The organism is Stenotrophomonas sp. INTA L402-1 (assembly GCF_059295135.1).
In genome coordinates this window covers 32,928-54,065 of the sequence record NZ_JCAFWP010000021.1, presented here as the reverse complement: position 1 = coordinate 54,065, position 21,138 = coordinate 32,928, and the positions used below count along the sequence as shown (strand labels likewise).

18 protein-coding genes are annotated in these 21,138 nt (G+C 66.7%); 15 read left to right on the top strand and 3 right to left on the bottom strand.

Annotated features, from left to right (window positions below; genetic code table 11):
• Positions 1 to 108: 108 nt before the first annotated feature.
• Both AC5O77_RS13300 and AC5O77_RS13295 read left to right on the top strand, forming a co-directional pair.
• Complete coding sequence (locus AC5O77_RS13300; RefSeq protein ID WP_285303397.1) at positions 109 to 1,257, top strand: acetyltransferase domain-containing protein; 1,149 nt, start codon at positions 109 to 111, stop codon at positions 1,255 to 1,257.
• Positions 1,258 to 1,336: 79 nt separating this feature from the next.
• Complete coding sequence (locus AC5O77_RS13295; protein WP_478058495.1) at positions 1,337 to 3,091, top strand: peptide MFS transporter; 1,755 nt, start codon at positions 1,337 to 1,339, stop codon at positions 3,089 to 3,091.
• A gap of 55 nt (positions 3,092 to 3,146) precedes the next feature.
• Here AC5O77_RS13295 and AC5O77_RS13290 read toward each other — a convergent pair whose 3' ends face one another.
• A complete protein-coding gene (locus AC5O77_RS13290) occupies positions 3,147 to 5,135 on the bottom strand; it encodes an alpha/beta hydrolase family protein (RefSeq protein ID WP_478058497.1) in 1,989 nt (662 codons plus the stop codon).
• 162 nt (positions 5,136 to 5,297) lie between these two features.
• Complete coding sequence (locus tag AC5O77_RS13285; protein ID WP_005408523.1) at positions 5,298 to 5,933, bottom strand: LysE/ArgO family amino acid transporter; 636 nt, start codon at positions 5,931 to 5,933, stop codon at positions 5,298 to 5,300.
• 138 nt (positions 5,934 to 6,071) lie between these two features.
• Here AC5O77_RS13285 and AC5O77_RS13280 point away from each other — a divergent pair, with 138 nt between their 5' ends.
• From AC5O77_RS13280 to AC5O77_RS13220, 13 genes are all read left to right on the top strand, one after another.
• On the top strand, positions 6,072 to 6,977 hold the full coding sequence (locus tag AC5O77_RS13280) for a LysR family transcriptional regulator ArgP (protein WP_010483397.1): 906 nt from the start codon (positions 6,072 to 6,074) through the stop codon (positions 6,975 to 6,977).
• A 183-nt stretch (positions 6,978 to 7,160) separates the two neighbouring features.
• Entirely contained in the window at positions 7,161 to 7,607 is a 447-nt protein-coding gene (locus AC5O77_RS13275; protein ID WP_197615741.1) for a GNAT family N-acetyltransferase, read from the top strand.
• 228 nt (positions 7,608 to 7,835) lie between these two features.
• Positions 7,836 to 9,536 (top strand): malate dehydrogenase (quinone), encoded by a 1,701-nt coding sequence (mqo, locus tag AC5O77_RS13270; RefSeq protein WP_121503932.1) that lies wholly within the window; start codon positions 7,836 to 7,838, stop codon positions 9,534 to 9,536.
• Positions 9,537 to 9,804: 268 nt separating this feature from the next.
• Positions 9,805 to 11,997 (top strand): TonB-dependent siderophore receptor, encoded by a 2,193-nt coding sequence (locus AC5O77_RS13265; protein ID WP_478058500.1) that lies wholly within the window; start codon positions 9,805 to 9,807, stop codon positions 11,995 to 11,997.
• A 222-nt stretch (positions 11,998 to 12,219) separates the two neighbouring features.
• Positions 12,220 to 13,863: a malonate decarboxylase subunit alpha gene (gene mdcA, locus AC5O77_RS13260; protein ID WP_100437532.1), complete on the top strand. Its 1,644-nt coding sequence runs from the start codon at positions 12,220 to 12,222 to the stop codon at positions 13,861 to 13,863.
• A gap of 10 nt (positions 13,864 to 13,873) precedes the next feature.
• Entirely contained in the window at positions 13,874 to 14,194 is a 321-nt protein-coding gene (gene mdcC, locus AC5O77_RS13255; protein WP_049398883.1) for a malonate decarboxylase acyl carrier protein, read from the top strand.
• Positions 14,191 to 15,099, top strand: coding sequence for a biotin-independent malonate decarboxylase subunit beta (locus AC5O77_RS13250; RefSeq protein ID WP_478058503.1), 909 nt, complete (start codon positions 14,191 to 14,193; stop codon positions 15,097 to 15,099). The genes mdcC and AC5O77_RS13250 overlap by 4 nt, the downstream gene beginning before the upstream one ends.
• A 2-nt stretch (positions 15,100 to 15,101) precedes the next feature.
• A complete protein-coding gene (gene mdcE, locus AC5O77_RS13245) occupies positions 15,102 to 15,806 on the top strand; it encodes a biotin-independent malonate decarboxylase subunit gamma (RefSeq protein ID WP_285302484.1) in 705 nt (234 codons plus the stop codon).
• Positions 15,799 to 16,440, top strand: a complete 642-nt coding sequence (mdcG, locus tag AC5O77_RS13240; RefSeq protein ID WP_478058505.1) for a malonate decarboxylase holo-[acyl-carrier-protein] synthase — start codon at positions 15,799 to 15,801, stop codon at positions 16,438 to 16,440. Before mdcE ends, mdcG begins: the two co-directional genes overlap by 8 nt.
• A complete protein-coding gene (gene mdcB / locus AC5O77_RS13235; RefSeq protein ID WP_478058507.1) occupies positions 16,437 to 17,294 on the top strand; it encodes a triphosphoribosyl-dephospho-CoA synthase MdcB in 858 nt (285 codons plus the stop codon). Before mdcG ends, mdcB begins: the two co-directional genes overlap by 4 nt.
• Positions 17,291 to 18,211: a malonate decarboxylase subunit epsilon gene (gene mdcH / locus AC5O77_RS13230; RefSeq protein ID WP_478058509.1), complete on the top strand. Its 921-nt coding sequence runs from the start codon at positions 17,291 to 17,293 to the stop codon at positions 18,209 to 18,211. The genes mdcB and mdcH overlap by 4 nt, the downstream gene beginning before the upstream one ends.
• A gap of 104 nt (positions 18,212 to 18,315) precedes the next feature.
• Positions 18,316 to 19,683, top strand: a complete 1,368-nt coding sequence (locus AC5O77_RS13225) for an SLC13 family permease (protein ID WP_107433622.1) — start codon at positions 18,316 to 18,318, stop codon at positions 19,681 to 19,683.
• 105 nt (positions 19,684 to 19,788) lie between these two features.
• Positions 19,789 to 20,508, top strand: coding sequence for a GntR family transcriptional regulator (locus AC5O77_RS13220; protein WP_012510388.1), 720 nt, complete (start codon positions 19,789 to 19,791; stop codon positions 20,506 to 20,508).
• Positions 20,509 to 20,656: 148 nt separating this feature from the next.
• Here AC5O77_RS13220 and AC5O77_RS13215 read toward each other — a convergent pair whose 3' ends face one another.
• Complete coding sequence (locus tag AC5O77_RS13215) at positions 20,657 to 20,989, bottom strand: hypothetical protein (protein ID WP_414576680.1); 333 nt, start codon at positions 20,987 to 20,989, stop codon at positions 20,657 to 20,659.
• Positions 20,990 to 21,138 lie beyond the last annotated feature (149 nt).

Below are 21,138 nucleotides of genomic sequence, written 5' to 3'. Positions count from 1 at the left end.
CAATGGGCCAGTACGTGGACCGGCAATCGACCGACCCGGCAAAGTCCGGCTGGGCGCAGAGCAAATGATATGTTATATCTTAATGCTACCTTGCTGTTACTGCATCGCATGCCCCCTTCCCCCTCCCCTCGCCTGGCCTCCATCGACCAGCTGCGCGGCACCGTGATGCTGTTGATGTTGCTGGACCACGTGCGCGAGACCTTCTTCCTGCAGCATCAGGTAAGCGACCCGATGGACGCATCGACGGTCTCCCCTGCGCTGTTCGCCTGCCGTCTGCTGGCGCATCTGTGCGCCCCGGTATTCGTGCTGCTCACTGGTCTGTCGGCCTGGCTGTACGGCCAGCGCCAGCCGGATCCACGCCGGGCCATGGCCGCGTTCCTGCTCAAGCGCGGGCTGTTCCTGGTGGTGCTGGAACTGACCCTGGTGAACTTCGCCTGGACCTTCCAGCTGCCGCCGGAAACGCTGTACCTGCAGGTGATCTGGGCCATCGGACTGAGCATGATCGCGCTGGCCGGCCTTCTGTGGCTGCCGCGCCCGGCCCTGCTGGTGCTGGCAGTCGCGGTGGTGGCCGGGCACAACCTGTTGGACGGCGTGCGAGTGGAAGGCCACGGTCTGCTGGCGATGCTGTGGAAAGTGCTGCACCAGCGCGACTGGATCGAGACCGGCGCGCTGCGCCTGCGCACTTCCTACCCGGTGCTGCCGTGGATCGGGGTGATCGCGCTGGGCTACCTGATGGGGCCGTGGTTCGCCCGCGACCGCGACCCGGCGCAACGCCAGCGCTGGCTGCTGTGCGCAGGCGTCGGCGCGCTGGCCCTGTTCGCCCTGCTGCGGTTCGCCAACCAGTACGGGGATGCACCGTGGCAGTACCAGACCAGCACGCTGCGCACCTGGATGAGCGTATTCAACATCACCAAGTACCCGCCGTCGCTGCAGTTCCTGCTGTTGACGCTGGGCGTGGGACTGTTGCTGCTGCGCCTGTACGAATGGCCGCCACTGGCGCGCGCGCTGCGCCCGCTGGCCGATGTCGGCGCCGCGCCGATGTTCTTCTACCTGCTGCACCTGTATGTGCTGAAGGGGCTGTACCTGGCCGCGCTGGCGATCTGGGGGCCGACACACGGTGATCTGTACGCACTGGATTCGGTGGCCGGCCTGCTGCTGGTGGCCTGTGCGCTGGCGGTGGTGCTGTACCCGCCGACGCGGGCGTTCGCGCGGTTCAAGGCACGAAGGCGCGATCTGGCGTGGTTGCGGTACCTGTGATCGCCCAGGCCAGTCCGGCAATCCACGCATGGCGTGGATCTACTGAAAGCGGATCGGGCCACAGGCCTATAATTCCGCGATGAATTCCACCGCTATTGCTTCCGACGATTTCCTGGGCCATCCCAAGGGCGTCTACGTCTGCTTCTTCACCGAAATGTGGGAGCGCTTCTCCTTCTATGGCATGAAGGCGCTGCTGCTGCTGTACCTGACCAAGTACCACCTGTTCGGCGACAAGGCCGGCCTGGACCTGCTCGGTGCCTATGGCGGCCTGGTGTACTGCATCCCGGTGTTCGGCGGCATGCTGGCCGACCGCTGGCTGGGCATGCGCCGGGCGGTGCTGTTCGGCGGCATCCTGCTGGTGCTCGGCCACCTCGGCATGGCCTTCGAAGGCCACGCCGCGTATCGGGTGAACGGCGAAGTGGTGCGCGACACCTCGGCACTGGCGGTGACCTACCTGTCGCTGGCGCTGATCATCATGGGCGTCGGCTTCCTCAAGCCGAACATCTCCACCATCGTCGGCAAGCTGTACGCCAAGGACGACCCGCGCCGCGATTCGGGCTTCTCGCTGTTCTACGCCGGCATCAATCTCGGCGCGCTGTTCTCGTCGCTGGTGTGCGGCTTCCTCGGCGAGGCCTACGGCTGGAAGTACGGTTTCGGTGCAGCCGGCATCGGCATGCTGGCCGGCCTGGCGATGTTCCTGTGGGGCCAGAAGTACCTGCAGGGCCATGCCGAACCGCCGCAGCCGGCCGCGCTGAAGCAGAAGGTGCTGGGCCTGCCGCGCGAATGGCTCATCTATCTGTGCGCGGTGCTCGGTGTGCTGCCGGTCGCGTGGCTGATGTGGGCGGCCGGCAACGGCGCGTTCGCGCTGGGCGGTGAAATCAGCCTGGCGCTGATGCTGATGCTGGTGGTGCTGGGTGGCGTGCTGGTCTGGTTCGCCTGGTTCACCGGCAGCAAGTGCACGCCGGTACAGCGCCAGCAGATGATCGCGCTGATGGTGTTGATCTTCATGGCACTGGTGTTCTTCACCATGTACGAGCAGTCCTACGGCTCGTGGGTGACCTTCACCGACCGCCTGCTGACAAAGGACATCGTGCCCTCGCTGGTGATCACCGGCGGTACGCCGCTGCCGTGGTCGATCATCTCGCTGCTGCTGGCGCCGCTGGGCTTCGTGGTCAGCGCACGCCTGTCCGAGCGCCGCCCCGGCTCGACCGCGCCGCGTGCGTTCTTCATCGGCATCGTGGCACTGATGCTGGTGCTGCTGGTGCGCGACTGCCTGGTGATTCCGCAGACCGCCGGTTCGCTGACCTACCTGGGCGGCCTGTTCCTGGTGCTGCTGGCACCGGCCTTCGCCGCGTTGTGGACCTGGATGGACCGCCGCGGCTGGGAACCGGGCAAGCCGGTGAAATCAGCGTGGGGCCTGGTGATCGGCGCGCTGTCGTTCGTGCCACTGGCGCTGGCCGCACAGCAGGTCGGCGCCACCGGCGAGATGGCCAGCGTGTGGTGGCTGGTGCTGGCCTACTTCCTGCTGGCCAGCGGTGAGATGTGCCTGTCGCCGGTGGGCCTGTCGGCGGTGACCCAGCTGGCCGTACCGCGGGTGATGAGCCTGATGATGGGTACCTGGTTCCTGGCCACCGCGTTCTCGGAAACGCTGGCCGCGCTGTTCGGCAAGCTGGCTGCGATCGAAGTGCCCGAAGGCGAAACGCTGGACATGGTGGCCGCTGCCGGCGCCTATGCGCACCTGTTCTGGCTGCTGATGTGGATCGGCCTGGGCTGCGCGGTGCTGGCCTTCATTGCTGCGCCACTGCTGAAGCGGATGATGCACGGGGTGAAGTAAACCTCCCCGCATTCGAAATCGAGGGCGGCGGATCGAGCATCCGCCGCCCTTTGCGTCAGGGCGCCCTGTCCTTGCCGGCCGCGGGTGCGGTGGTCGCGGTCTTGCCACCCAGGCTGCGCGACAGGAAGGCCAGCAGCTTGCCGTAGTACTCGCTGCGATGGGCCTCGGTGTAGAAACCGTGGCCCTCGGTCTTGTAGTACAGGCTTTCCACCGGGGTACCAGCGCGCTTGAGCGCGGCTTCCATGCGCTCGGTGTGCTGGATCGGCGCGCGCTTGTCTTCGCCACCGGCCGCGAGGAACACCGGCACCTTGATCCGCTCGGCCAGGTTCACCGGCGACACCGCGCCCAGCTTGGCCGGATCCCCCAACCATTCGCGCAGGTAGGTCACGCCTGAACCGCGGTCCTGGATGTCGCCACGGGTATACATCATCGGCAGGTCGTAGACGCCGACATAACCGGCCGCGCACTGGTACAACCCGGGTTCGCGGGCGGCCCCCATCATCGCCGAGTAGGCCCCGTAGCTGGCGCCGTAGATGCAGATGCGACGGCCGTCGGCGATGCCCTCGCTGATCGCCCAGCGGGTGGCATCGGTGACGTCGTCCTGCATCGCCGCGCCCCACTGCTGCGCACCGGCCTGGGTATGCGCCCGGCCGTAGTTGCCTGACCCGCGGAAGTTGACCTGCAGCACGGCATAACCGGCGGCGGCCAGCATCTGCGTTTCGCGGTCGTACTGGCCGGAATCGAAGATGTCGAACGGGCCGCCATGCGGCATCACCACCATCGGCAGGTTGCGCCCGCTGCTGCCGGCCGGCAGGGTCAGGAAGCCATGCAGCGGCAGCCCGTCGCGCGCCTTCAGTGCAATCGGCTTCACGCTGGCGCTGCGGTCCACGTCGATCCAGTCGCTGCGGCTGATCAGGTGATCGGCCTTGCGCGCGACGGTGTCGTACACGTAGAAATCGCCGGGATTGGTGCCCGACCAGGTTTCCACCAGCACGACACGGCCATCGCGGGTGCTGGAGGTGATGTAGACCGCTCCGCCGAAGGCGGCTTCCAGACTGCGATACAGGCGTGCCTCCGGCGACTTCTCGTCGAAGAAGCGGGTCCGTGGCTTATCGCCCAGATACAGCGCGCCGACCGGCACATGGGTGCCGGGCCGATGGATGATGCGGTATGGATTGACCACCTCGTCGCGCAGCAGCGTGGCGCGTTCGCCGGTCTGCGGATTCCAGCTGACGATCGCATCGGGGCCCTGCGTCTGCTCGACATTGAGATAGGCCAGATTGTCATCGGCCGAGAAGCCGAGGGCGGTTTCGATGCGCTTGCTGACTGCCTCGTCGTTGATCGGCTTCCAGCTGTCGCCGCTGCGTTCGCGGAAGTACAGCTTGTTGATGTTGTCGCTGCCCGAGCCGTGCACGAAGCGGACCTCGCCCGCGCCGTCGGTGGTGAACTCGCCGCGCCGTACCGGCGAGGACGCCACGCGCGAGCGACGACCACTGGTCACATCCATGCGATCGACGCGGGTGAACGGATCCTCGGCCAGCGGCCACACAGTGACCAGCACGTTGCGCTCGTCACCCGGCAGATCGTCGGCCAGGAAGGCAGCAACCGCCTCGACCTTTTTCGGCTGGATGCGGGTTCCCGGGCCGTTGCTCTCCACGCGGTAGCCCACCAGCAACTCGCCGCGATTGCCGTTGGCATCGATGGCATAGAGCTCGCCCGTGGGATTGGGCTGGTCGAGCGAGCCCCATTTCTGGGCCAGGCCGATCAGCAGGCGCTCGTTGCTGACCCATTCGAATTCCTGCGCGTGGTTGCGGCTGGGTGGCCGGAAACCGCCGACCATCTGCTTGTCCTTCAACCGCAGCACAGCGATCGCGGTGGTGTCCTCCATCGGAACCGTTGCCGCCACGTATTCGCCCCCCGGCGAAATCTTGATGTCGGTGAAGGTCTCGCGACGCAGGTACTGCGTCAGGTCCACCGCTCCCACGCTGCCTGCGGCAACGCCCCCGATGACGGCCAGTGCGGCCGCCAGAATCGTCTTGTGCATCCTTCCCCTGCTCCTGTGGACACCTTGTCCTGGTGCCGATTCTAGGCAGGGCCGTGCGTTTCCCGCCAGAGCCGGAAAAAACGACGGCACCGTTGCCGGTGCCGTCGTTACCACTACCTTGGAGAGAGAGTCAGGACGTGGGTTCGGGGGGCGTGCGCCGGGTCAGTGGACCCCGCGCACCGCCAACGTAAGGGCCAGGATGCTGAGGATGACGGCGATGGTGCCGTCGAGCACGCGCCAGGTACTGGGCTTGGTGAACAGCGGCGCCAGCAGGCGTGCGCCCAGGCCCTGCGCGGTCAGCCACAGGCAGCTGGCAGTCACCACACCGGCGGCGAAGGCCATGCGGGCGTTGCCGAAGTTCTCGGCGATCGAGCCGATCACCATCATGTCCAGCCAGAAGTGCGGGTTGATCAGCGAGAAGCCGACCGCAGCCATCAGCACCGCGCGGCGGCTGCCGTCGTCGCTGTCAGCCTCGCCCATGCCGCCGCCACCGGCAATCGCACGGCGTGCCGACTTCATGGCGTACCAGGCCAGGAACGCGACACCGGTCCACAGCACGGCGGTGGTCAGCCACGGCAGCGCCGAAGTGAGCGTGCGCAGGCCAGCCACGCTGGCAAAGATGAAGATCGCATCGATGGCCGCACAGGTGGCAACCACCGGCACGATGTGCTTGCGCAGGATGCCCTGGCGCAGAATGAAGGCGCTCTGGGCCCCGACCACGGCGAACAGGCCGATGCCGGTAGCTGCACCAGAGAACCAGGCACCGAGGCCGGTGCTGGCGGAGATGACCGAGAACATGGGATTCACTGCCTTTGCTTGCTTGGGGGGGCGGTGCCTCGCGAAGGCGGACAGCACCGGAACGGGCGCCATTGTCGCGCCGCAACATGAAAAAGACGAGCTAAACTTCCTAAACCAACATTAGCAGAACTTAATTCGATGCGTATCGACCATGCCCAACTGCGCGCCCTCGCCGCAGTGATCCGCGAAGGCAGCTTCGACCGCGCCGCGCAGTCGCTGAATGTCACGCCCTCGGCCATCTCGCAGCGGGTCAAGGCACTGGAGGATCGGGTCGGTCGCCTGTTGGTCAAGCGCGGCACCCCGGCCACCGCCACCGCCGAGGGCCAGGTGCTGGTGCAGCTGGCCGAGCAGACCGCCCTGCTCGAGCACGATGCCCTGCACCGGATGGGCCTGGCCGACGAGGACCTGCCGCAGGCCAGCATTCCGGTGGCGGTGAACCACGACAGCCTGGAAACCTGGTTCCCGCAGGCCGCCTCGCAGTTCGCACAGAGCACCGGCACCACCCTGGACCTGCGCGTGGAGGACCAGGACCACACCGTCGAACTGCTGCGCCAGGGCACCGTGCTGGGCGCGGTGACCACCCTGGACGAGCCGGTGCAGGGCTGCCAGATCCACGCGCTGGGCAGCATCCGCTACGCCGCCACCTGTACCCCCGAATTCCGCGAACGCCATTTTGCCAAGGGCGTGACCGCGCAGGCGCTGGCGCAGGCGCCGGTGCTGGTGTTCAACCGCAAGGACGAAATGCAGTCGCGCTTTGCCCGGCGCATGGCCGGGGATGACCTGCCCAGCACCGCACCGACCTGGTGGATTCCCTCCACCCGCGCCTTTGTGCAGGCCAACCTGGGCGGCATGGGCTGGACCATGAACCCGCTGCCGCTGGTCAAGCGGCACCTGGACGCCGGCCGCCTGGTCTACGTACGCCAGCGCGCGTGGGAAGACGTGCCGCTGTACTGGCAGCACTGGAAGGGTGACGTCCAGACCATGGCCCTGCTGACCCGCGCCGTGCTGGACGCCTCCTCAGCGCTGGTGCGGCGCAAGCGCTGAGGCAGCCCCGCAAAAAAGGGGACGGAGGGGATTAAGTCGTTTTTGCCCAGAATGTCGTATGGGCCTTAAACGACTTAATCCCCTCCGTCCCCTTTTTGCTCCATCCAATCTCCACGAAGTCTCCACACCGGGTCCATGCGTGATGCGGATACTGGTCGGCCGATCACTGCAAGGATGCCCTGCATGCCTGTATTCGTCCGCGATGCGCGCCCCGAAGATGCCGCCGCCTGCATCGACCTGCGCGGGCGCACCCGCGAGAACGCCTTCAGTGCCGCGCAGTTGGCGGAGCTGGGCATCACGCCGGAAAGCTGGGCGGCCGGCATCACCCAGGGCGATTCGATCGGCCGCGTCGCCTGGGAGGGGGAGCGCATGGCCGGTTACTGCTTCGCCGACCGCGACAGTGGCGAGGTGCTGGTGCTGGCCCTGCTGCCGGACTACGAAGGCCGTGGCATCGGCCGCCAGCTGCTGCAGGAGGTGGTGAGCCTGACCCGCGATGCCGGCCATACCCGGCTGTTCCTGGCCTGCTCGGCCGACCCGCGTTCGCGCTCGCATGGCTTCTACCGGCGCCTGGGCTGGCGTCCGACCGGCGAGATCGATGAGGCCGGTGACGAGATTCTGGAGCTGGTCTGATTGAAGGCGTCGCCAGGCATGGCCTGGCGCTACTGGGGCTACGATCGCCAGGCTTGGGCCCGCCGCTCACGTGACGGGGCCGCGAAACGTCGGATGCTGCGTTGCATCAAAAACGGACCGGATCCGGTTAGAATCGCGGATGGATGGCGCAAGGCGTTGTTTCTTCACGCCCTTTCCCTGCCCCACGCGCATCCTGACCCCTTCCCCTCCGCCAACGATCCCGCCCCCATGAAGAAATTTGGCAAGGCCCTGCTCGCCCTGCTCGTGCTGCTGTTGCTGGCCGCCGCGCTGTTCCTGTACTGGCCGCTGACCCAGCGCTCGGTGCCCGCCGCCAGCAACGACAAGCCCGTCGACGTGGTACTGGTCGGCGCCGGCATCATGAGCATCACCCTGGCCACCTACCTGCAGGAACTGCAGCCGGACTGGAACATCCAGGTCTACGAACGCCTCGACGGCGTCGCCGGTGAAAGCTCCGACGGCTGGAACAACGCCGGCACGGGCCACTCGGCGTTCGCCGAACTGAACTACACCCCGGAACTGCCCGACGGCAGCATCGAGACCAAGCGCGCGGTCGGCATCGCCGAATCGTTCGAGGTCTCGCGCCAGTTCTGGTCGCACCAGGTGAAGGAAGGCCGGCTGAGCCAGCCCAGCGACTTCATCAACCCGACCCCGCACATGAGCTTCGTCTGGGGTGATGACAACATCGCCTACCTGCACAAGCGCCAGCAGGCCCTGGTGAAGAATCCGCTGTTCTACGGCATGCAGTACTCCGAGGATCCGGCACAGATCAAGCAGTGGGCACCGCTGCTGATGGAAGGCCGTGACCCGAAGCAGAAGGTCGCCGCGACCTGGATGCCGCTGGGCACCGACGTCAACTTCGGTGTGATCACCCGCCAGCTGACCACCGGCCTGCAGCGCAGCCCGAACTTCAGCCTGCACCTGAACCACGAAGTGAGCGCACTGCGGCAAAACGCTGACAAGAGCTGGAACGTGACGGTGAAGGACCTCAAGGCCGGAACCGAGTCCACCACCCACGCCCGCTTCGTGTTCATCGGTGCCGGTGGCGCCGCGCTGAAGCTGCTGCAGATGTCCGGCATTCCGGAATCGAAGGACTACGCCGGCTTCCCTGTCGGTGGCCAGTTCCTCGCCTTCCAGGGCCAGGACGTGACCTCGCGCCATGGCGTGAAGGCCTACGGCATGGCCGAAACCGGTTCGCCGCCGATGTCGGTGCCGCACCTGGATGCGCGCAAGCTGGACGGCAAGCCGGTGGTCCTGTTCGGGCCGTTCGCGCTGTACAGCACCAAGTTCCTCAAGCACGGCTCGTGGTGGGACCTGTACTCCTCGGTCACCCACAACAACGTTGGCCCGATGCTGGAAGTGGGCAAGGACAACCTGGACCTGGTGCAGTACCTGATGGCCCAGGCACGCCTGAACGATGCCGATCGCCAGGCCGAACTGGTCAAGTACTTCCCCAATGCCAAGCCGGGCGACTGGAAGCTGGTCACCGCCGGCCAGCGCGTGCAGATCATCAAGCGTGATCCGCTGAAGGGCCCGGTGCTGCAGTTCGGTACCGAGATCGTGACCGACAAGGATCACACCATCGCCGCCCTGCTCGGTGCCTCGCCGGGTGCATCGACCTCGCCGCCGATCATGCTGGACCTGATGGCCAAGGCCTTCCCGGACCAGATGAAGGCCGGCTGGGAAACCCGCCTGCGCGAGATCGTGCCGTCGTACGGGCGCAAGCTCAACGACAACGCCGCGCTGGTCAACGAGATCCGCACGCTGACCAGCCAGACCCTGCGCCTGCCGTACCTGGAGGTGCCGGTGGATGCGGACGCGGCATCGCCCGCTCCTGCGGTGGTGCCGGCAGCGGTTCCGGCACCAGCCAAGGAAAAGCGCAACGCCAATGAGGAACTGCAGGCGCTGTAAGCCTGGCAGATTCCCTGTAGCAGACACGGACGGCCACCTTCGGGTGGCCGTTCGCGTTTGGGCCGCTCCCTGCTGCAGAAAGCGATGCCCGGCGCCGGGAATCCTATGCACAATGACGCGAATTGTAATGTTGTTAAGAATTATTTACATTTGCGCCCTGCGCAGTGACCGCGCCCCTCCCAGATGGACCTGATGTGCCCGAAGCCGCCGCCCCGGGTGCTGGACGACTGTTGCCGCCCCCTTCCCGTCTCCGAGCTTCGAACCCACCATGTCCCTGACGTTCCGTAACCGCCTGCCCCGCCGTGCGCTGCTGCCGGCTGCCCTGCTCTCTTCGCTCGCGCTGGTCGCGTCTCCGGCGTTCGCCGAGGCCGCCGCCGATGCATCCGACGCCAAGACCCTGGACCGGGTCAGCGTCCGTGCCGAGCAGTCCGCTCCGCCATCCAGCACCACCCGCCTGCCGATCACACTGCAGGAAACCCCGCAGTCGGCCACTGCGATCAGCCTGAAGCGCCTGCAGGACGAATCGCTGTTCAGCATCAACGACGTGATGCGCAACGTCACCGGCGTCAGCGTGTCCTTCTATGACACCCAGCGCCCGCTGTACTACGCACGCGGCTTCGCCATCACCGACTTCCAGGTCGATGGCATTCCCACCTACAGCGGTTCCACCAACCAGGAATACGACACCGCCTTCTACGACCGCATCGAAGTGATCCGCGGTGCCAACGGCCTGCTCAGCGGCGCCGGCGTGCCGTCGGCCACGGTGAATCTGCTGCGCAAGCGGCCGGGCAAGGAGTTCGATGCCTCGTTCGCGGTCAGCGCCGGCAGCTGGGACTATCGGCGCATGGAGGCGGACGTGACCGCGCCGCTGACCGATGACGGCCGTTTCCGCAGCCGCGTGGTCGCCGCCTATACCGATCGTGGCCTGTATTACGACCGCTACGACGAGAACAAGATGGCCGGCATGGCGGTGCTGGAAGGCGACGTCACCGACAGCACCACGATCACCCTCGGTTACCAGAGCCAGGACAACAATCCGACCGGCTCGACCTGGGGCACCGTGCCGTTCTTCGACAACCAGGGCAATTTCGCGCACCTGCCGCGCTCGACCAACCTGTCGCCGAAGTGGAGCTACTGGAAGCGCGAGAGCAACACTGCCTTCGCCAACCTGGAACAGCGCTTCGGCGACAACTGGCTGCTGAAGATCAACACCGCCTACACCCGCGGCAACGTGCAGAACGTACGCCTGTACGGCACCGGCAACCCGGACCCGGTGACCGGCTCGGGCATCTTCCTGCGCGCGGCCGCCGGTGATTCCAAGGACACCCGCCGCAATGTCGATGCCTACCTGACCGGCAGTTTCCCGCTGTTCGGCCGCGACCACGACGTGACCCTCGGTGCGCAGTGGTCGGATCTTGAAGGCACCACCAACACGCTCGCACTGAACTTCCCGACCGACTGGGCGCGCTGCGGCAGCGAGCGCTGCTATTACATCCCCAACGTGTACAGCTGGAACGGCGATATCTCCGAGGTCACCTACCGCCGTACCGGCGCGCGCCGCGTGGCCAAGACCACGCAGAGTGGCGTCTATCTTGCCACCCGCCTGCGCCTGGCCGATCCGCTGTCGCTGATTGCCGGCGCACGCCTGAGCCGCTGGGAAACCCTCAGCCGCTCCTACAACGCCGCAGGCGCCTACACCGGCACCAGCGGTGCATACAAGGTGAGTGATGAAGTCACCCCGTACGTGGGCCTGGTCTACGACATCACGCCGAACGTCTCGGCGTACGCCAGCTACACCGAGATCTTCAACCCGCAGAACTTCAAGGACCGCAACGAGAACCTGCTGGCGCCAGTACAGGGCTCGAACCTGGAAGCGGGCATCAAGACGCAGTGGTTCGATGGCCGCCTGACCGCCAATGCCGCCGTGTTCGAAGCCAAGCAGGACAACTACGCGGTGCGTGACATGGGCGTGCCGGAGGGTTCGCTGAGCGATGGCACCTCCGCCTACGTCGGCGTCAACGGCACCAAGGCGCGCGGTTGGGAGATGGACGTCAATGGCGAGATCCTGCCGGGCTGGATGGTCAATGCCGGCTACACCCACGTCAAGGTCACCCGCGCCGCCACCGATCTGCTGTACGCCAACCCGCCGAAGGATCTGTTGCAGCTCAACACCCAGCTGCAGCTGCGCGGTGCGCTGGAACGCCTGAGCGTTGGCGGTGGCGTGCAGTGGCAGAGCAAGGTGCAGGGCTACAACATCGCCTACCCGCTGGGCGGCACGGTGACGGTGAACCAGTCGGCCTACATGCTGGTGCAGTTCAACGCCAACTACCGCATCAGCGACAACTGGACGGCAACCCTGAGCGTGCGCAACGCACTGGACAAGACCTACTGGGCGAATCTGGACTACAACAACTACGGCGAACCGCGCTTCGTGTCGGCCAGCCTGCGCTGGAAGTTCTGAGCCACCAGAAACGGTAGTGCCGGCCGCTGGCCGGCTCCAAGCGATGCATCGATGACGCGGAGCCGGCCAGCGGCCGGCACTACCCCGATCGATGCGGGTCATCCTCCATTTCAATCTGAATTGGCCCGCCTTCGCGCGGGCCCTGCTTTTTGCTGCAGTGCGGGTTGCATGCCCGACTGTAATTATGCCGTAATTACATCGACACCAATCGGAAGCCGGTCGATGAACCCGAGCTGGGATACGTTGGAACGCAGCCGCCAGGCCCGCCTGGAACGTGCCGCGCCGTGGGCCCGGGGACGTGAGGTCGCCGCCACCGACGTGGGCGAGCTGCTGCACGCACTGCTGGAGCCGGGCGACAAGGTCTGCCTGGAAGGCAACAACCAGAAGCAGGCCGACTTCCTCGCCCAGTGCCTGGCCGACCTCGATCCCGCGCGGGTGCATGACCTGCACATGGTGCAGTCGGTGCTGTCGCTGCCCTCGCACCTGGATGTATTCGAACGCGGCATCGCCTCGAAACTGGACTTCTCGTTCTCCGGCCCGCAATCGGTGCGGCTGGCCAACCTGGTGGCCGAAGGGCGCATCCAGATCGGTGCCATCCACACCTACCTGGAACTGTTCGGCCGCTACTTCATCGACCTCACGCCCCGCGTAGCGCTGGTCGCCGCGCAGGCCGCCGACCGCCACGGCAACCTCTACACCGGCCCGAACACCGAAGACACCCCGGTCATCGTCGAGGCCACCGCGTTCGGTGGCGGCATCGTCATCGCCCAGGTCAACGAGATCGTCGACACCCTCCCCCGCGTCGACATCCCTGCTGACTGGGTCAACTTCGTGGTGCAGGCGCCGAAGCCGAACCACATCGAGCCGCTGTTCACCCGCGACCCGGCGCAGATCTCCGAGATCCAGGTGCTGATGGCGATGATGGCGATCAAGGGCATCTACGCCGAGTACGGCGTGAACCGCCTCAACCATGGCATCGGCTTCGACACCGCGGCCATCGAGCTGCTGCTCCCCACCTACGCCGAATCGCTCGGGCTGAAGGGAAAGATCTGCCAGCACTGGGCGCTCAATCCACACCCCGCACTGATTCCGGCGATCGAATCGGGCTTCGTCAAATCGGTGCATTCGTTCGGTTCCGAACTGGGCATGGAGAAGTACATCGCCGCACGCAGCGATGTGTTCTTCACCGGCGCTGATGGCTCGATGCGCTCCAACCGCGCGTTCTCGCAGACCGCGGGCCTGTATGCGTGTGACATGTTCATCGGTTCCACCCTGCAGATCGACCTGCAGGGCAACAGCTCCACTGCCACCCGCGACCGCATTGCCGGCTTCGGTGGCGCACCGAACATGGGCTCCGATGCACGTGGCCGCCGCCATGCCAGCGAGGCCTGGATCAAGGCCGGCCAGCAGGCCGCACGCCCCGGTGAGATGCCGCGTGGCCGCAAGCTGGTGGTGCAGATGGTGGAAACCTTCCGCGAACACATGGCACCGGCCTTCGTCGATCGGCTGGACGCCTGGGAGCTGGCCGAGCGCGCGGACATGCCGCTGCCACCGGTGATGATCTATGGCGACGACGTCAGCCATGTGCTGACCGAGGAAGGCATCGCCAACCTGCTGCTGTGCCGCACTCCTGAGGAACGCGAACAAGCGATCCGCGGCGTGTCCGGCTATACCGCCGTGGGCATGGGGCGCGACCGCGCGATGGTGGAGAACCTGCGCGACCGCGGCGTGATCCGCCGTCCCGATGACCTCGGCATCTCCGTGCGCGATGCCAGCCGTGACCTGCTTGCGGCGCGTTCGGTGAAGGACCTGGTGCGCTGGTCCGGCGGCCTGTACGACCCGCCCAAGCGCTTCCGCAACTGGTAAGGGGCTGAGCATGGAAACCCTCGACTATCGATTCGAAGGACACACGGCGGTGCAGTTTCCGCGCGATGCAGTGCTGGTCGGCGTACTGGCCTCGGGCAATCTGGAAATCCTGCTGGAACCGGCCGCACTGGACGGCGCGATGACGGTGCGCATCATCACCGCCGCGCAGGGCTTTGGCCGCGTCTGGGAGGCGGTGATCGGTGATTTCGCACAGCGCCATCCGCTGCGCGATGTACGCGTCTCGATCAACGATGCCGGTGCGACCCCGGCGGTGGTCAGCCTGCGCCTGGACCAGGCAGTGGAAACCCTGCTAGCTGGAGATCCACGATGAGCCGGACGCAGCGCCACAGTTACTACGAAGCCGATGCACGCGAGCGCATCGCCGGCCTGATCGACGCCGGCTCGTTCCGTGAATTCCTCGGCCCGGCGCGGCGGATGATGAGCCCGCACCTGGCACAGCTCGACCAGCCCGCGGCGTTCGACGACGGCATCGTTGTCGGCGAAGCCACACTGCGCGGCCGACGCGTGCTGCTGGCTGCACAGCAGGGTGAATTCATGGGCGGCGGCGTGGGCGAGGTGCACGGCGCCAAGTTGACCGGGCTGCTGCACCGTGCAGCGGAAACCCGACCTGACGGTGTGCTGCTGCTGCTCGATACCGGTGGCGTGCGCCTGCACGAAGCCAATGCAGGGCTCATCGCCATTTCCGAGATCATGCGCGCCACGCTGGATGCGCGCGCTGCAGGCGTCCCCGTGGTGGCGCTGATCGGCAGCGGCAACGGCGCATTCGGTGGCATGGGCATCGTCGCCCGCTGCTGCAGCACGGTGGTCATGTCCGAGGAAGGCCGGCTGTCACTGTCCGGGCCGGAAGTAATCGAGACCGTGCGTGGTGTGGAAGAGTTCGATTCCCGCGATCGCGCGCTGGTCTGGCGCATAACGGGAGGCAAGCACCGCTACCTGATCGACCAGGCACAGGTGCTGGTGCCCGATGCCATCGAGGCGTTCGCGCAGGCTGCCAGTAATGCGCTGCAGCCCGATACCAGCAGCACCGATCCAGATACTGCACTGGCCGCGCTGCAGGAACGCCATGCGGCACTGAAGGCGCGCGTGCAGGCCTGGGGCGATTGCCGCGATGGCCTGGAGATCTGGGCGCGGCTGGGTATCACTGCCCCCGAGCGACTGCCGCTGCTCGACACCGATGCGTTCCTCATCGCCACCGCCGACCGGAGCCTGCCATGAGCATGCCGCTGCAGACCCTGCTCGATGCCCTGTTCCCGCATGGGCATGCCATTGCGGTGAACGATTCGGTGCTGACCGGCAGCGCCACCACCGAGGATGGCGAGGTGACCGTGATCGGTACCGCCGACAAACTCGAAGTCGGCGTGGACCACGCATTGGCACTGGCCGAAACCGTGCTTGCCAGCACCGCCGCGCTTCCACAGCGACCGATCGTGATGCTGGTGGACACCGCTGGCCAGCGCCTGGCGCGGCGTGACGAACTGCTTGGCATCAACGGCTACTTCGCTCACTTGGCGCAGACGCTGGATCTGGCACGCCGACGCGGTGCGCGGCTGGTGACCCTGGTCTATGGCGAGTCGGTCAGCGGCGGCTTTCTGTCGTTCGGCCTGATGGCCGACCACATCCACGCCCTGCCCGATGCACAGGTGCGGGTGATGGACCTGCGCGCGATGGCGCGGGTGACCAAGCAACCGCTGGAGAAACTGCAGGCACTCAGCCAGACCTCGCCGGTGTTCGCGCCGGGCGTGGAGAACTACGTGGCGATGGGTGCGGTGGAATCGCTGTGGGAGGGCGATCTTGCCCAGCACCTGCTGCAGGCGCTGCGCACGCCCGCCGAAGGCGACCTGCGTGCCGCACGCGGCGCACATCGCGGCGGCCGTGCCCTGGCGGCAGGGGTTTCATCTGCGGTGGCCCACGGCGATGCCTGAGCGGCCCGCCCGCCACACGCTGGCCTGGCTGTCGGCCGATGCCGACTGGCGGGCTGACGTGACTGCACAGGAACCACGCCTGGCAGCGTGGTTCGCGCAGGGCCTGCCGGTCATGGTGGCGCGCTGTGCGGCGGACGACCCCGACCCTCGGCTGCGCCTGGGGGTACCGCTACCGCCAAGCGAAGGCAAGCAACGGCTGGCGCTGCGCGTGGCCCTGCAGGACGTCCAGCAGCTGCAGCCTCCCCCTCCCTTGGATCACGTTCTCGCCGGCGGCGTTCCGGCGGATTGGCAGGCGGCGTTGCAGGCAATGCTGCGGCTTGCACCAGCCCGCGTATTCGGCGCCTTCGCATGGCAGCACCTCACCGGACTGCCCTATGTGCACCCGCGCTCGGACATCGACCTGCTGTGGCAGGTGGATGACGCGCGCCAGGCCGACCTGCTGGTCGAACGCCTGCAGCACTGGGAAAGCGCCTATGGGCATCGCGTGGATGGCGAACTGTGCCTGGTGGATGGTGGCGCGGTGAACTGGCGCGAATACGCCGGTCGCAGCCGCGAAGTACTGGTCAAACGCATTGATGGTGCCGCTCTGGAACTGCGCGAGGCCTTGTTCAACGCCACTGGAGTTGTCGCATGAACGCCGTCGTGAAGCGCGTCGCCCAGTCCACCCCGGCGGTGGACAGCGCGCGCCTGGGGCGCCTTGCCATCGCCAGCCTGCACGCCGAACTGGCCCTTGCCCCCAAACCGGGACTGGTTACACCGTTCGATCGCGGCAGCCACCACGACATGGATGCCGGCACCTTCCTGCGCAGCCTGTTCGCGTTGCGCCACTATTTCATCGCCGTGGCCGACGCCGGTGCCGGCGCGGCGCCGTTCCAGACGCTGCGCCGGCATGGCATCGCCGCCGAGATATCGATGCTGCACGCCACTGCGGGCATCAACACCCATCGCGGTGCGATCTTCAGCCTTGGCCTGCTGGTGGCCGCGTCCGCTGCCTGCTGGGGCCGCGCGGGCCGTGTCGCCGCAGCCGAGCAGGTCTGCCAGGAAGTGCGCCGTTGGGCGCCCGAGCTCGCCGACGCGCCTCTGGATGCGAACAGCCCTGGCCAGCGCGCGCGTGCACGGCACGGCGTGCAAGGTGTGCGCGAACAAGCGGCCGCCGGCTACCCGCTGCTGCGCGAAGTGGCACTGCCTGCCCTGCGCCACGCACTGGCCAGCGGCCTGCCGCGCGAGGCCGCGATGTGCCAGACCCTGATGCAGCTGATCGCGTGCGTGGATGACCTCAACCTGCTGCACCGTGGCGGCGCCGACGGCCTGCGCTGGGCCCAGCGGCAGGCACGCACCTTCCTGGACGCCGGCGGCACCTTCGCGCCGGACTGGCAGGTACATCTGCGTCGCATCGGTGACGGCTTCGTCATGCGCCGGCTGAGCCCGGGCGGCAGCGCAGACCTGTTGGCCTGCAGCCTGTTCCTGCTGCAGCAGGAGCAGGCATGAGCCTGGCCCTGCTCTGCCCCGGCCAAGGCGCGCAGCACGCGGCGATGTTCGATCGCGTGCGCGATCTTCCGGCCGCACGCCACACCCTCGATGTGGCCAGCACGGTGCTCGGCCGCGATGTATTCGCCGCTGCGGCGGCCGACGACCGCTTCGACAATGTGCGGGCGCAACCACTGCTGTGCGCAGCAAGCCTGGCGCATTGGCAGGGCCTGCGCGAGGTATTGCCAACGCCGACAGTGATTGCGGGCTACAGCATCGGCGAACTGGCGGCCCACGCCATCGCTGGAAGCATCGATGCAGCCACCTGCCTGGCACTGTCCGTGCAACGCGCGCGCCTGATGGATGCCGCCAGCCCCGATGACGCCGGGCTTCAGGCAGTACTGGGACTGGACCGCGTTGCCACGCAGCAGTTGTGCGATGTGCATGGCGCCTTCATCGCGATCGCCAATGGCCACGACCACTTCATCGTGGGCGGCGCATGGCGGTCGCTGCACGCATTGGCGATGGACGCGCAGTTGCGCGGTGCGGAGATCCGCCCGCTGCCGGTCCATGTGCCCGCGCACACGCCGCTGCTGACCGGCGCAGTGGCACCGTTTGCCGCCGCACTTGAAGCAGTGTCACTGCAGGCCCCACGCCTGCCGCTGCTGGCCGGCATCGATGCGCGACCGGTGCGGGATCGCGCAACCGCAGTCCACACGCTGTCGGCGCAGCTCGCGCAGACCATCGAATGGGCGCAGGTGATGCGCCAGGCCTTCGAGCGTGGCGCGCGGGTGTTCCTGCAGCTGGGCCCAGGCAACGCATTGGCGCGCATGGTCGCGCCGGCCTATCCGTGTTGCGAAGTGCGCGCGGTGGAAGAGTTCCAGAGCCTTGAAGGCGCCGCGGCGTGGGTCCGCAGCGCGCTGGAGCGGCTGCAGTAACGGGTTCGAGCAGTACGTATCACGCAACACGCAGTACGTCGCCTTACCCCGGGATGGCGGGTCTCCATCCGCGCTGTACGTGAGTCACGTGTCTGGGAGGGCGCATGAGTCCACAAATCGCAACGATCATCGGTCTGGTGATCATGTTCATCGTCGCCACCGCGATGCCGATCAACATGGGTGCCGTCGCCTTCGCGCTGGCCTTCATCATCGGCGGGCTGTGGGTCGACATGGGCGGCAAGGAGGTCCTGGCCGGCTTTCCCGGCGATCTGTTCCTGACCCTGGTCGGCATTACCTATCTGTTCGCCATCGCGCAGAAGAACGGCACCATCGACCTGCTGGTGCACTGGGCAGTGAAAGCCGTGCGCGGCCATATCGTGGCCATTCCGTGGGTGATGTTCGTGATCACCGCAGTCCTCACTGCGTTCGGTGCACTGGGCCCGGCGGCGGTCGCGATCATCGGCCCGGTCGCGCTGCGCTTTGCCAAGCAGTACAACATCAATCCACTGATGATGGGCTTGCTGGTCATCCATGGTGCGCAGGCGGGCGGCTTCTCACCGATCAGCGTGTACGGCAGCATCACCAATGGCGTGGTGCAGAAAGCCGGTCTGGAAGTGACCGAGATGGCGGTGTTCCTGACCAGTCTGGGCTTCAACTTCATGATGGCGACGATCTGCTTCTTCGCCTTTGGTGGCATCGCCCTGCTGCGCCGTGGCTCGATCACCGCAGCAGGAACGCTCGGCACTGCCGAGCTGGCGATGGCCGGTGGCCCGCAGGCGTCGTCGCGCCAGTTCGCGATCGAAGGTCATGGCGCGCTGGTCGCGGCAGGCGGCGGCACGCTCAGCAATGATCCGGTAGCACTGGATGCGGTGAACCTGACCCGCGAGCGGTTGTTCACCCTGATCGGCCTGCTCGGCCTGGGCGTGGCCGCGCTGATCTACAACCTCAACGTCGGCCTGGTCTCGATCACCGTGGCGGTGGCGCTGGCGCTGTTGTCGCCGCAGAGCCAGAAGGGTGCGGTCGATGGCATCAGCTGGTCCACCGTGCTGCTGATCTGCGGCGTGGTGACCTACATCGGCGTGCTGGAACATGCCGGCGCGGTGGACTTCATCGGCAACGGTGTCTCCGACATCGGCATCCCGCTGCTCGGAGCGCTGCTGGTCTGCTATGTCGGCGGCATCGTCTCCGCATTCGCTTCGTCGGCAGCGGTACTCGGCGCGACGATTCCATTGGCGGTGCCGTTCCTGATGCAGGGTCACCTCAGCGCCGCCGGCGTGATCTGCGCGCTGGCGGTGTCATCCACCATCGTCGATGTCAGCCCGTTCTCGACCAATGGCGCACTGGTGGTGGCCTCGGCAGCGAAGGAAGAGCGCGAGACCCTGTTCCGCCGCTTCCTGGTGTACAGCGGCCTGGTGGTGGCACTGGGGCCGTTGCTGGCCTGGCTGGTGTTCGTGGTGCCAGGCTGGATGTAACCACCCAACGGTAGTGCCGGCCGCTGGCCGGCACTCTCATGAAGCCATCCAGCAATCATGGGTTGCCGGCCAGCGGCCGGCACTACCTGGCGGTACACTTCCACCATGGCCATTGCCCCTGCCCCGCGGTCACCGAAGAAGCGCGCACCTCTGTACGAAGAGGTGGCCGAACACGTGCGCGAGCGCATCTACGATTACCGGCTGCCGCCGGGAGAATGGATCGACGAGCCCGCGCTGTGCGAGGAACTGGGCATCAGCCGCACGCCGCTGCGCGAGGCGCTGAAGCTGCTGGCCGCCGAAGGCCTGGTGCAGATCGATGCCGGTCGTGGCAGCCGGGTCACGCGACTGACGCTGGAAGACCTCAACCAGCTGTTCCCGGTAATGGCGATGCTGGAAGGCCGCTGCGCGCATGAGGCGGTGAAGCACATCGACGATGCCGGCGTGCAGCAGCTCGAAGACCTGCATGCAGCGATGGAAGCGGCTGCGGCAGAGGGCAACATCGCCGAGTACTACCGCAACAACTACCTGATCCACGAAACCGTGCAGCATTACGCGGGCAACCCCTGGCTGATCCGCATCACCCACGACCTGCACCGCATCCTGAAGATGCATCGTGGCCGTCAGCTGCTGACCCCGGGTCGCACCGCGCAGTCGCTGGCCGAACACCGCGAGCTGATGGAATGCTTCCGCCGCCGCGACGCGCAGGCTGCCGAACGCACCATGGAACGCCATCTGCTGAGCCAGGGCCAGGCACTGGCCGCCTATGTGGCGGCAGGCGGGCTGCTGAACGTACCGGCGCCGTTGCCGACCGAAGGCGGCGGCTGAGCTGTTGGGGTTGCCGGCCAGCGGCCGGCACTACCGGCCGCAGCCAACCGCTGTTCTGTAGAGTCGAGCCATGCTCGACTGCCTTTCGATCAGGCACCGCGGCGTTGGAGCGAAGTGCAGTCGAGCATGGCTCGACTCTACAGAGACCTCAATCGCTGCAGCTGCCACCACCACCGTCACTGCTGCCGCCGTCGCTTCCACAGTCGGAGCTGCTGTAGCTGTGATGACTGTGGCTGTCCCCGGAATAGCCGCCGGAGAAATCGGCGGGCCCACCGCCACTGCCATCGCTCCGCGCGGGTGAGCCATCGGCCGTGGCCACCGCCATGCACAGGATCGCGCCGACCAGCGGCAGCAGCCAGACCAGCAGCAGCTGCACCGCCCGCCCCCCGGCCGACAGGCCATCACGCCTGACGATCACCACGGTAGCCACCACGTTCAGGCCCAGCACCAGCAGGACCAGCAGAAGGGCAACGATCAGCATTCGGCGACTCCGTGCCTGGACTGGAGGCATTATGGCCTTCCACCCCGATGTTGGCCCTGCCTGTCATGAAGATGGGACAATGTAGGGCGCGCCGGCCTGCCTCCGGGCCGCCGGCGCCCCCCCGCACTACACGGAAGAAGAAGAACAAC

Coding starts and splice junctions, on each gene's coding strand:
- AC5O77_RS13300 (WP_285303397.1), top strand. CDS start 109: ATGCCCCCTTCCCCCTCCCCTCGCCTGGCCTCCATCGACCAGCTGCGC.
- AC5O77_RS13295 (WP_478058495.1), top strand. CDS start 1,337: ATGAATTCCACCGCTATTGCTTCCGACGATTTCCTGGGCCATCCCAAG.
- AC5O77_RS13290 (WP_478058497.1), bottom strand. CDS start 5,135: ATGCACAAGACGATTCTGGCGGCCGCACTGGCCGTCATCGGGGGCGTT.
- AC5O77_RS13285 (WP_005408523.1), bottom strand. CDS start 5,933: ATGTTCTCGGTCATCTCCGCCAGCACCGGCCTCGGTGCCTGGTTCTCT.
- AC5O77_RS13280 (WP_010483397.1), top strand. CDS start 6,072: ATGCGTATCGACCATGCCCAACTGCGCGCCCTCGCCGCAGTGATCCGC.
- AC5O77_RS13275 (WP_197615741.1), top strand. CDS start 7,161: ATGCCTGTATTCGTCCGCGATGCGCGCCCCGAAGATGCCGCCGCCTGC.
- mqo (WP_121503932.1), top strand. CDS start 7,836: ATGAAGAAATTTGGCAAGGCCCTGCTCGCCCTGCTCGTGCTGCTGTTG.
- AC5O77_RS13265 (WP_478058500.1), top strand. CDS start 9,805: ATGTCCCTGACGTTCCGTAACCGCCTGCCCCGCCGTGCGCTGCTGCCG.
- mdcA (WP_100437532.1), top strand. CDS start 12,220: ATGAACCCGAGCTGGGATACGTTGGAACGCAGCCGCCAGGCCCGCCTG.
- mdcC (WP_049398883.1), top strand. CDS start 13,874: ATGGAAACCCTCGACTATCGATTCGAAGGACACACGGCGGTGCAGTTT.
- AC5O77_RS13250 (WP_478058503.1), top strand. CDS start 14,191: ATGAGCCGGACGCAGCGCCACAGTTACTACGAAGCCGATGCACGCGAG.
- mdcE (WP_285302484.1), top strand. CDS start 15,102: ATGCCGCTGCAGACCCTGCTCGATGCCCTGTTCCCGCATGGGCATGCC.
- mdcG (WP_478058505.1), top strand. CDS start 15,799: ATGCCTGAGCGGCCCGCCCGCCACACGCTGGCCTGGCTGTCGGCCGAT.
- mdcB (WP_478058507.1), top strand. CDS start 16,437: ATGAACGCCGTCGTGAAGCGCGTCGCCCAGTCCACCCCGGCGGTGGAC.
- mdcH (WP_478058509.1), top strand. CDS start 17,291: ATGAGCCTGGCCCTGCTCTGCCCCGGCCAAGGCGCGCAGCACGCGGCG.
- AC5O77_RS13225 (WP_107433622.1), top strand. CDS start 18,316: ATGAGTCCACAAATCGCAACGATCATCGGTCTGGTGATCATGTTCATC.
- AC5O77_RS13220 (WP_012510388.1), top strand. CDS start 19,789: ATGGCCATTGCCCCTGCCCCGCGGTCACCGAAGAAGCGCGCACCTCTG.
- AC5O77_RS13215 (WP_414576680.1), bottom strand. CDS start 20,989: ATGCTGATCGTTGCCCTTCTGCTGGTCCTGCTGGTGCTGGGCCTGAAC.